General features: G+C 47.6%; 8 protein-coding genes and 1 riboswitch. All 8 genes read left to right on the plus strand.

The features are described 5' to 3' along the window. The first annotated feature begins 70 nt into the window (after window positions 1-70). Window positions 71-190, plus strand: a riboswitch (glycine riboswitch). Window positions 191-265: 75 nt separating this feature from the next. The 8 genes from ACLTOH_RS13100 to ACLTOH_RS13135 all read left to right on the plus strand — a co-directional run bounded on the left by ACLTOH_RS13100 (window position 266) and on the right by ACLTOH_RS13135 (window position 11,249). Then, window positions 266-1,678, plus strand: a complete 1,413-nt coding sequence (locus ACLTOH_RS13100; RefSeq protein ID WP_412224232.1) for an alanine/glycine:cation symporter family protein — start codon at window positions 266-268, stop codon at window positions 1,676-1,678. 69 nt (window positions 1,679-1,747) lie between these two features. Beyond that, window positions 1,748-3,079 carry an MATE family efflux transporter gene (locus tag ACLTOH_RS13105; protein WP_412224233.1) on the plus strand — a complete coding sequence of 444 codons (1,332 nt, stop codon included), beginning with the start codon at window positions 1,748-1,750 and terminating at the stop codon, window positions 3,077-3,079. 199 nt (window positions 3,080-3,278) lie between these two features. Then, a complete protein-coding gene (locus tag ACLTOH_RS13110) occupies window positions 3,279-5,027 on the plus strand; it encodes a methyl-accepting chemotaxis protein (protein ID WP_117466526.1) in 1,749 nt (582 codons plus the stop codon). Between the two features lie 251 nt (window positions 5,028-5,278). Beyond that, a complete protein-coding gene (locus ACLTOH_RS13115) occupies window positions 5,279-6,718 on the plus strand; it encodes a methyl-accepting chemotaxis protein (protein WP_337631519.1) in 1,440 nt (479 codons plus the stop codon). A 51-nt stretch (window positions 6,719-6,769) separates the two neighbouring features. Continuing rightward, window positions 6,770-8,866, plus strand: coding sequence for a M28 family peptidase (locus ACLTOH_RS13120; RefSeq protein ID WP_412224234.1), 2,097 nt, complete (start codon window positions 6,770-6,772; stop codon window positions 8,864-8,866). Window positions 8,867-8,956: 90 nt separating this feature from the next. Further along, window positions 8,957-9,592, plus strand: coding sequence for a GNAT family N-acetyltransferase (locus ACLTOH_RS13125; RefSeq protein WP_412224235.1), 636 nt, complete (start codon window positions 8,957-8,959; stop codon window positions 9,590-9,592). A 154-nt stretch (window positions 9,593-9,746) separates the two neighbouring features. Further along, complete coding sequence (locus ACLTOH_RS13130; protein WP_412224236.1) at window positions 9,747-10,748, plus strand: helix-turn-helix domain-containing protein; 1,002 nt, start codon at window positions 9,747-9,749, stop codon at window positions 10,746-10,748. A 48-nt stretch (window positions 10,749-10,796) separates the two neighbouring features. Beyond that, on the plus strand, window positions 10,797-11,249 hold the full coding sequence (locus ACLTOH_RS13135; RefSeq protein ID WP_412224237.1) for a signal peptidase II: 453 nt from the start codon (window positions 10,797-10,799) through the stop codon (window positions 11,247-11,249). Window positions 11,250-11,303: the final 54 nt, after the last annotated feature.

An 11,303-nucleotide genomic window follows, 5' to 3' on the forward strand; every position in this document is an offset into this window, starting at 1 on the left:
AAAGATAAAAAAAAGTTGCAATGGGTGAAAAAGTATGCTATTGTGATTTTGTTGCCGCTTTAGCGCGGTAAAGATTTACTCTGGAGAGTCCTTCCACGGAAAGCAATTATCATATTTCCGTATAGAAGGCGCCGAAGGTGTACGGCAGTAAAGCTGCCAATCTCTCAGGCAAAAGGACAGAGCATCTATATGCTTATTCCCATTCTCTTCGGAAGAAATCAATCTACGATAGGACGTCACAAGAGGTGACGGAAGGAGAGGGAATATGTTAGACATGATTAGTAACTTTCTGACCACAGTGGATGATTTCGTCTGGGGCATCCCCCTGATCGTCCTCATTCTGGCGACCGGTCTTTTTCTTACAGCCAGACTTCATTTTTTGCAGATCACGAAGCTTCCCCATGCAATCAAACACTTAATTGCCAATGAAAAGTCGGGCGAAGACGGCGAAGTATCCAGCTTTGCGGCACTGTGTACGGCATTGTCCGCTACCATCGGAACCGGTAATATCGTTGGCGTGGCAACGGCTATTGTAGCAGGCGGCCCCGGAGCTTTGTTCTGGATGTGGATCGCTGCGCTGGTAGGTACGGCTACGAAGTATTCCGAGTGTCTGCTGGCGGTGAAGTATCGTGTGGTAGCAGAGGACGGACACATCATCGGTGGACCCTTCTACTATATCGAGAACGGTATGGGTAAGAGCTGGAAATGGCTGGCGAAGATCTTCGCTTTTATGGGTGTATGCGTAGGATTGTTCGGTATCGGAACCTTTACCCAGATCAACGGTATCACCAGTGCGGTACATAATTTCTTCGATGCAAATAATGCACATACCGTACAGCTCTTCGGCATGGACTATTCCTGGAGCGTGGTGATCTCCGGAATCCTTTTGACCATCTGCGTGGCACTGGTAGTTATCGGTGGATTAAAGCGTATCTCCACCGTGGCACAGGTCATCGTTCCTTTTATGGCAGTGACTTATGTGGTATCCTGCCTGTTAGTATTGATCTTTAATGTAACTGCCATTCCGACAGCTATCGTGACCATTGTACAGAGTGCGTTTGGTATGCGTGCCGTAGCCGGTGGAGCTTTGGGAGCGGTTATCATGGCAATGCAGAAGGGTATTGCGAGAGGTATTTTCTCCAACGAAGCAGGTATCGGTAGTGCACCGATCGCAGCGGCTGCAGCGCAGAACGACTCTCCTGCCAAACAGGGTCTGATCTCAATGCTGGGTACCATCATTGATACTCTGATCATTTGTACCATGACCGGTCTTACGATCGTAATTACCGATTCCTGGAACGTAGGTCTGGACGGCGTGGATGTTACCACCAGAGCTTTCCAGCAGGGGCTGCCTTTTAACAGCTCTATTGCATCCTTTATCCTGATGGTATGCCTGGTATTCTTTGCATTTACCACGATCCTCGGTTGGGATTACTACAGTGAGAGATGCCTGGAATACCTGATCGGTCAGAAGCCGAAGGCGATCAAAGTATACCGTTGGATCTACATTGCCTGCGTATTCATCGGACCCTACATGACTGTTAAGGCAGTATGGACCATCGCAGATATCTTCAACGGTCTGATGGCGATCCCGAATCTGATCGCACTGCTGGCATTAAACGGTGTTGTGGTGGCTGAGACCAAGAAATACCTTGACAATGCCAAGAAAAAGTTTTAAAAAAGTTCTGTAGCCCTATCACGCGGGAAAATCTATATTTTTCCCGGAAGTGTAGAAGTGAGGAACTATATGAAAGATCTTACAAAGGGCAGACCGTCAGTTTTGATACTGACGTTTGCCCTTCCTATTTTTTTGGCCAATTTATTGCAACTTACTTACAGTCTGGCAGATACCCGCATCGTAGGTACTTTTCTGGGAGATAATGCCCTGGCGGCAGTGGGGGCCACGACGACGCTGAGCAATCTGATCGTACAATTCCTGATGGGAATGTGCAATGGCTTTGCTATTATTTCGGCACAGTGCTTCGGAGCGAAGGATATGGACAGATTGCGCAGATCTTTGGGCAATTCTCTGGTGCTTGGCCTATTGGCAGCTGTGGTACTGACGATAGGAGGGCTTGTATTTTTGCAGCCGATCCTCAGATTTCTGAATGTGCCGGAAAATCTGCTGAACACAGCAACACAGTATGTGTCCGTGATCATAGCGGGACTTGTTGTTACTTTATTATATGATGTATTATCGGCGACCTTAAGAGCAATCGGAGATACCGTGACCCCGCTGATCGTGCTGGCAGTGTCGGTGGTGCTGAATATCGGAGGAGATCTGCTTCTGATCGTGGTGCTGCATATGGGAGTGCTGGGTGCCGCAGTTGCTACTGTGCTGTCGCAGCTGATCGCTGTGGTGGTGTGTGCGGTCTATCTGTGGAAAAAGTATGAAATTCTGCGGATACGTGTGGATGATATGAAGCTGCAGGATGCCGGAATGCTCCGCAATATGTTAAGCTCCGGTCTTTCCATGGGATTCATGAGCTCGCTGGTCAATATCGGTACATTGACATTGCAGACCTCCATCAATAAGCTGGGACAGAATATTATCATTGCCCATACGGCAGCCCGCAAGATCTCCGAGATCTTCATGATCATGTTCAGCGTCTTCGGTCAGACAATGGCGACCTATTGCGGACAAAATCTGGGAGCCGGCAAAATCGAACGGATCCGCAGAGGAATCCTGTTGGCAACCGGTTATACCTGCATCTGGTGTACGCTTAATATTGTGACTGCTTATACCATCGGTGACTGGCTGGTATGGCTGGTCACGGGCAGTGAAAACCCGGAAGTGGTCTACAATGCAACGTTATATCTCAAGGTAGATACTTTGTTCTATTATGTGACGGCGGTAATCTGTATTGTGAGAAACTCCATGCAGGGACTGGGAGAACGGATCGTACCGCTGATCTCCAGCTCGCTGGAAATGATAGGGAAAATTGTGATCGCGGCGACGCTGGTTCCCATGTTCGGATACCCGGGTGTCATCGCAGCGGAGCCTATTGTGTGGTTTATTATGATCATTCCGCTATTGATAAAGATACTGCGTATGCCGGTCTGGAAGCAGAAAACTTAACTGTTTCGTAAACAAAAGAGATATTTTTACTTAACGTTAAGGAAAAATGACCAAATTTAACAATAAAATACTTGTAATTTTGTCGAATTGTATTACTATATGGAAAATGTTACAATGAATTTACCGAGAAAATACTTAAACGTTTTCGAGACGGACCGAATGTGATAAAGTCTTTTACAGAAAGGCAGATGTGGTAAGTATGAAGAAGACAGAGAATAAGAAAACGAAAGTAAAAGGGAACAAAAAGCCATTTTTCACAATTTCGAAAAAGATACTGGCGTTAAGCCTTCTGCCGATGATCATTGTATGTGCACTGGTGGCTACGGTGGGGGCCAAAGCATTAGAGACCGGAATTGAGAAACAGATTGAGCAGTCTCTGCAGATCGTTGGTGTCAGTGTGGATGAAACCTACACGAATCTGTATGAAGGCGATTACACCAGAGATAAGGGAGGCAAGGTGCGCAAGGGCGGCACATCCATTTCCGGGGAGACACAGTTGATCGATGGATTGCAGGAGAAGACAGGCTTCCAGGTGTCTTTTTTGTATGGAAATATGCGTCTGATCACGACATTGACCAAGCCGGAAGGAGGACGTATTAACGGTACGGCGCTGGAAGACGATGTCTATGCACAGATTCAGACTGGGGAGGCTTTGTTCCTGACGGACTGCAACATTTCCGAAGTAGATTATTATGTATATTATCAGCCATTGATCAATTCTGATGGCTCTGTGATCGGTGCCATCGAAGTGGCGACGCCGATGCAGAATGTCAAGGATACAATCTCGATGCAGGTGAAGGATATTATTCTGATCGCTGTGGCATGTGTTCTTGTGGCGGCAACGCTGGTAAGCGTATTATCCCGTAGCATGGTGAAGACCATGAAGAAGACGAAGCATTTCCTAGGCAGGATCGTGAACGGAGAACTGGATGCAGAGCCGGATGAAAAGCAGTGCCGTAAAAAGGATGAACTTGGGGATGTATATCGTATTTCTGTAAAACTGCAAAAAACTCTCCGTTCGATCGTAACAGAGATCAAGGATTCCGCGGATGATCTGACAGCATCTTCCAACAAACTGATCAAGATGGCACAGGATACCCAGGAATCTGTGAATGATGTATACCATGCTGTCGGCGAGATATCAGACGGCGCAAGGAATCAGGCCAATGAGACAACGGATGCTAATGAAAATGTAGTGCGTATCGGCGAGCAGATCGAATATATATCTGAGGAAGTAAAATCTCTGACGGATTATGCCGGCAGGATGGCAGAAGCGGAGAAAGCTTCCGAAGAGATCATGAAGGAACTGAACGGCTCCAACGAGAGCACCAAGGAATCCGTCCTGCGGGTAGCGGAACAGATTACGGATATGAACGGAGCAATTCAGAATATCACCAAGGCAGTATCCATGATTCAGGATATTGCGGACGAGACAGATCTGCTGTCACTGAACGCCAGCATTGAAGCAGCCAGAGCCGGAGAAGCGGGAAGAGGCTTCGCAGTGGTAGCAGAGCAGATCAGTAAGCTGGCTGACCAGTCTAAGCGCTCCGCAACCGAGATCCAGCAGATCATCCAAAATATCATGGAGTCTTCCGGCAGAATGGTGGAGATCATGGGTGAAGTGGAAGCCAACATGAATCACCAGCAGAGCAAGTTAGAGGAGACCGGTGTGAAGACTGCGGCAGTAGCGGATGGTGTGGAGAATTCCCTGCAGCATATTGACGGTATCCGGGAGAAGATGGATGTCTTAGGACAGTCCGGAAGTGCGATCCGTGATGTAGTGGAAGGATTGTCGGCAATCTCCGAACAGAATGCAGCATCCGCAGACAGTACCATGCAGGCGGCTCATGGCATGAGTGATACCATGACAGAACTGATGAATTCTTCTGAGAACCTGTTGGCATTAGCGGATAAGCTGGAAAAGGTACTGGATGTTTTCAAGGTATAAAGAGGGTGCTGGAAGCTGTCCGGCAGGGAGATAACATATAAATGACAGAAAATGCAGTCCGTTTTTCATAGAAAACCGGACTGCATTTTCGTGTGCTTTATTGACGGGGATACCATCATGAATTACAATATAAGGGATGTGAGGAATTACGTTATGAATTTAAGGTCTTTCACCCACTTATAAGCAAGCTCATATGGGCTTAGACTTTTTGAACCTGGCATAATATCATACGGGAGAGAAGGAGAATGCAAATGAAAGAGTTGGAACGAAGTAACCGGGTGGCCATGATAGCACATGGTGTGATCAATGCATGTATGCTTTTCATTAGCGTGATCGGATTTGTTGAACACACAGTGTCGGTTCCGGTATTGGTAGTGCTGATGCTTCTTGGGATCATACCGGTTCTTGCAGAATTTATTTGTTGGAAGAGGGATCATGCAACCAAAGCTATAAAACATCTGTCACTGATCGGATTTGCGTTGTTTTATACGGTGCTGCTTTTTACGGCACAGTGCAACATGGTGTATGCATTTGTAATTCCCATGATGTTTGCAGTCATGCCTTATCATGATGTCAAGGCATTTGCACTTATTAATGTGGGGACGGTGGTAGAGAATATCCTGGTGGTGCTCCTGGGAGCCACACAAGGGGGATTTGGCTATCTGGGGCAGGACGCAGGATTTATACAGATTTCGGTAATGATTCTGCTGTGCATTACATCCATCTATGCTACCATATCCAACCAGAAGAACACCGATGAAAATATAGAGAGCATTACAGCTGCGCAGGACCGCGCGGAAGCAACCTTACGTGAGGTCATGGAAATGAGCAGCCGGATGGAGACTTCAGTAGCTGATATCACAGCGGAATTGAATAAACTGGAAACTGCTTTTGACAGTACCAAAACAGCCATGGAGGAGGTGTCTGCAGGTTCCGGGGAGTCTGCAGCGGCGATTCAGCAGCAGACGTCCCAGACGGAGGCTATTCAGGAAAAAGTAAATACTGTGGGTGAAGTGGCAGAGACGATCGGAAGCAATATGGAACATACGATAGAAATGCTGGATGCCGGAAAAGAAGAGATGACAGGTCTGAAGGAGCAGGCAGAGGATTCTGCAAGAAACAGTGAACTGGCGGCACAGAAGCTGGAAACGCTGGATCATTATATGCAGGAGATGCATTCCATCGTGGAAATCATCAGCAAAATAGCTAATCAGACCAGTCTTCTGGCGCTGAATGCCAGCATAGAAGCAGCCAGAGCCGGTGAAGCCGGCCGCGGTTTCTCCGTAGTGGCGACGGAGATTTCGGGAATGGCCACCCAGACAAAGGATGCTACCGGTAACATCGCGGAGTTGATCCAAAATGTATCCGGAGCGATTGGAGAAGTGGTGACGGTCATCCGTCAGATGATAGACGGTATCGGCAGCCAAAGGGAAGGAACGATGCGTGCGGCGGACAGTTTCACGGCAATTGAAGACAGCAGCTATACGATTGTGGATAATCTGGGTGAGATGCTTCAGACAGTAGAAGCTCTGAAAACAGCCAACCAGGAGATCGTGGATTCCATTCAGACAATCTCAGCGACTACGGAAGAAGTGTCTGCCCATGCCAGTGAGACACTGGAAGCGGAAGAGAGAAACAGAGAGATTCTGCAGAAAATTACTGAAAATATGAATTCTATGGTAAAAAAATAAGTAACGGTTCCTGTGACAGAACGGACAGGATAGAAACAGGAGTGACAGAATATGCATGACAACGGGGTGACTTTACAGAAAAAGGTGTTACAGAATCTGGATATACCGTATTCGTATGAACTGGCAAAGCGAATGGAACAATACCGGTCACATCCGACACTGGGGTATCGCCCGGCGGGTTCTAAGGCAGAATTTGAGACCGGAGAGATGCTGAAGACAGAAATGGAAAAAATCGGACTGTCTGAGGTTACAAAGGATGCCGTGACGGTAGACGGCTGGGAATTTCATAAGGCGGCGTTAAGCTATACGAATGCAGCCGGGGAGACCGTGTCAGCAGAGCTGGGAGCCTATCAGACAACCTTTGTCACCGATGGCCCGAAGGAATTTTCCATGATGTATCTGGGAAAAGGAACGGAGACGGACTATCAGGGAAAAGATGTCAGGGATAAACTGGTACTGGTGGAGATTAACCAGAGGGATGAGTGGTGGATCAATTATCCGGTATACCAGGCACATCTGAAGGGAGCAGCAGCCTTGATCGCAGTGCAGAGCGGCGGCTACGGCGAAATCGACGATGAAGCTCTGAATGCACAGGATATCGCCGGACCGGAGGATGCTCCCGCTTTTTCCATTTCCAGAAAAGATGCGGCCGGCCTGCTGGAGCTGCTGCGTGATCAGGAGGAAATAACGGTCACCTTTGATGCGGAATCCAGGGTGACCAGAAACTGCACGACTTATAATATTGTGGGAAGGATTCCCGGAAAACATCCTGACCGCATGGTGCTTTTGTCTGCCCACTATGACTCCTATTTTGACGGATTCCAGGATGACAATACAGCGGTCGCCCTGATGTTTGGTATTGCAAAGGCGTTGCTGGACAGTGGTTTTCAACCGAACAATACCATTGTGATCTGTGCCATGGCATCCGAGGAATGGGGCGTGGTGGATTCCAATTTCGACTGGTCTACGGGAGCTTATGAGCAGATATTCACCGCACATCCCGAATGGGTGGGCAAGGTGATCGCAGACCTGAACTTTGAACTCCCGGCGTTGGCGCATGGTACCAGAGCGAGGATCCGCAGCTGCTATGAATACGTCAGCTTTCTGGCGGAATATCTGGCGGATCTGCCGAATCTGACGATAGCCTATCCGGAAGAGACAGCAGTGACATCTCCGATCGAGACCTGGTCGGATGATTTTTCCATGGCGATCGCAGGTGTACCGTCCATGGTAAATGATTTCACCGGCGGAAGCTTTATGGAGACCCACTACCATTCTCAGTTTGATAACGATGAGTTTTATGATGAACAGGTATATCGTCTGCATCATGAGCTGTTTGCCCTGTTGATCCTGGCACTCGATGAAACGGCAGTGGTACCGTTGCAGTTTTCACCGGTGGTGCAGCGGATTCGCAAGGGCTTGGAACAGTGTCGGGAAATCTGCTACCGCGCCGATGTGGCGGGGCAGCTGGGAGAGAAAAAACGGGTTTTGCTTGAAAAAATTGAGGAACTGGAGACTTTAAGTGACCGGGCACTCAGAAGATGCCGGGAGGAATATGAAGCGGTAGAGGAATACAACCGTAACTACAAACAGTTGCTTAGAGATGGAAAATACGACGAGGCGGAGAAACTTTTCCGGCAGATCAGACCGCTGGAACAGAAGCTGCTCGCAAGGTTCCAACAGGAGCAGGACGCTTTTGTGCGGATTGACTGGTACGGAAATGTGTTGTATCCTCATGAGATATGCAGTGCAAATCTGAGACTTCTGGGCGGAGCGGTGAGAAATCTGAAGGAACAGAGACTTTCCTCCGCACTTCGTAAGCTTTATCAGGTAGACAACAATGCCTATGCCTTTAATTTTGATGAAGAAGTATATAGGCATTTTACGGATTATGTATTCCATCAGCCGAAGGATCGCCTGAAATGGGGTTACGGAAGGCTGCCGGAGCATGAAAATCTATATGGAACGGTCAAGCAGCTTCTCCAAAAAGAAAAACAACTGGAGATGTTGACAGGATCCGGTATGAAGGAAATGGACTACCGGGAAGAAATTACCAGCCTGGAGCATGCATGCAGCAAGCTTGTGGTCAGCCTGATGAATATCGTGCAACAAATGGAGAGATCTGTGACAGAGATATTCGAATTGTAATGATGGCGAGAGCAGAGCACGGAACGATCCACAGGCAACAAAGCCGGGGATCGATATCATCATAATAAGGAGATAACAGTAAATACAATTATGGAAAGTGATAAGCTATATCGTGTGCAGAAGGAAGATCTTCCGAAAGTGGAGAAAATGCTGAATCAGTGCTTTGCACACGATCCGTTGTACGAGACGCTGATTCCGGATCCGGAAGTCCGTAAAAATCTGATGCCGGAGCTGTTTAAATGTGACATGGATGAATTTTATGCGACCTGTGAGATCTTCGCAGACAGCGCGGATCTGAACAGTGTATTGGTGGTATCGGATGAAGCGGAGCCGTACAATGTATTTCAGTTCTATTTTACAGAGGCCATGGCTGCTTTACAGACGGATTCCTATCTGATCAAGGAGGACCCTTCGTTAAAGACATTTCGGAATTTTATGAAGGGTGAGGATTATCTGAATTCCAGCTGGACGGATCAGCTGCATCAGAACCAACGGCTGCACATCATTTATCTGGCAGTGGATCCCACCATGCAGCATCACGGAATTGCAGCGGAGCTTCTGGAGGAAGCCATTGGCTATGCCCAGAAGCACGAACTGATGATCTCCCTCGAAACACATAATCCAAAAAACGTGGAATTCTATGAAAAGTTCGGATTCAAAGTATATGGTGTGATGGAGAAGAATTTCCCGTTAAAGCAATACTGTCTGATCCGTGAAGTACAGTAATATTGCTGAAAATTTCAGAAAAATCCGGAAACGCAACTGCCGGTTGACAAAATTTCAAGGGCACTTGGTAGTTGTCAACCGGCTCTTTTGTTATGATTTTCCTATGTCGACGATCTATGTGTGCACAAGAAAACGTTAATAAAAGAAGGAGAGAATGAAAATGATCCTGTCAGAAAAAATAATAATGTTGCGTAAGAAATATGGGTGGTCCCAGGAGGAACTGGCAGAACGCCTGGACATTTCCAGACAGTCTGTATCCAAATGGGAGAGCGGAGCCTCAATCCCGGATCTGGAACGCATTGTCAGTATGAGCCAGTTGTTCGGAGTTACTACGGATTACTTATTAAAAGATGAAATGGAAGAGACGGAATTCACCGATGGAATGACACCGGAGATCACAGAGGGCAAAGTGATCACGGTGGAGGAAGCTAATACTTTTCTGGAAGCTACGAAAAAATATGCTGCCCGGATTGCTCCGGCGGTATCCTTATGTGTGCTCTCTCCTGTTGTATTGTTGTGGTTGTTGGGAATGGCAGGTGCCAAAAGAGGAGCGGTTACAGAAAATGTCGCAGGAGGAATCGGTCTCATCGTACTGTTACTGATGGTGGTAGTTGCGGTAGCGGTATTTCTTCTCACCGGAATCCCGTATAATAAATATGAATATCTGGAAAAAGAAAAGCTGACATTGCAATATGGGGTGTCCGGAATCGTGGAGAAAGCAAAAGAAACATTTGCGGGAACCTACCGGATCTGCATAACCCTGGGTGTTGTATTGTGTATTCTGGGAGTGGTACCGTTGCTGGCAGTATCTATTTTTTTCGGGAATAATGGTTATGCGGTAATCCTTGCTACGGATGCTTTGCTCATTGTAGTGGCGATCGCTGTATGGCTGTTCGTGTGGTCCGGTATTATCTGGGGCGGTTATCAGAAATTGCTTCAGGAGGGGGATTATACTGTGGAGAATAAGGCAGTTAACCGGAAGTATGAGCATGTGACAGCAATTTACTGGTGTGTCTGGACAGCGGTTTATCTGGCTATCAGCCTGCCGACGATGCGTTGGGACATTACCTGGGTCGTATGGCCTGTGGCCGGAGTATTGTATGGGGCACTTCTGGCGTTTTTGAAGATAAAGAATCGGAAAGCAGAGCGCGAATAAGCGGATTGCAAGGGGAAATACGGACGGCGTGAATAAGGAGCGGAATATATGACAGTGGTATGCCTTGTGATACTGGCAGGAATTTTCTGGGGAGATTTTTTCTTAAAAAATTATATAGAGTCGCATGTGGACGAGCGGGAAGAACGAGAGATCTGCAGGGGAAAATTGCTGATCCGCAAACATTACAATAAAGGCATGATGCTCAATGCCGGACAGAAGAGAAGGCGTCTGGTGGCTGCTGTTTCACTGGCATTTACGCTGCTATTGACCGTTGTCTTTATTGTGAGCCTGGGACGTCGAGGCAACAATTTGCTGCGACTGGGACTAGCACTGTTACTTGGTGGTGCTTTCAGCAATACCTATGACCGCCTCCGCAGAGGTTACGTGGTGGATTACGTGAGCTTCCCGGTGAAATGGCAGGCGTTCCGCAAGATCGTCTTCAACTGCTCAGATTTCTGCATTATCATCGGTGCGTTGCTATCGGCACTTGGAATGCTGTAAATTGAAAGTTAGTGAAATAATCCCGTAGCCCTTGGCAGGGTATAAGAAACGCGG

The sequence above is a fragment of the Waltera sp. genome (assembly GCF_046969025.1).
GTDB lineage: Bacteria > Bacillota > Clostridia > Lachnospirales > Lachnospiraceae > Acetatifactor > Acetatifactor acetigignens.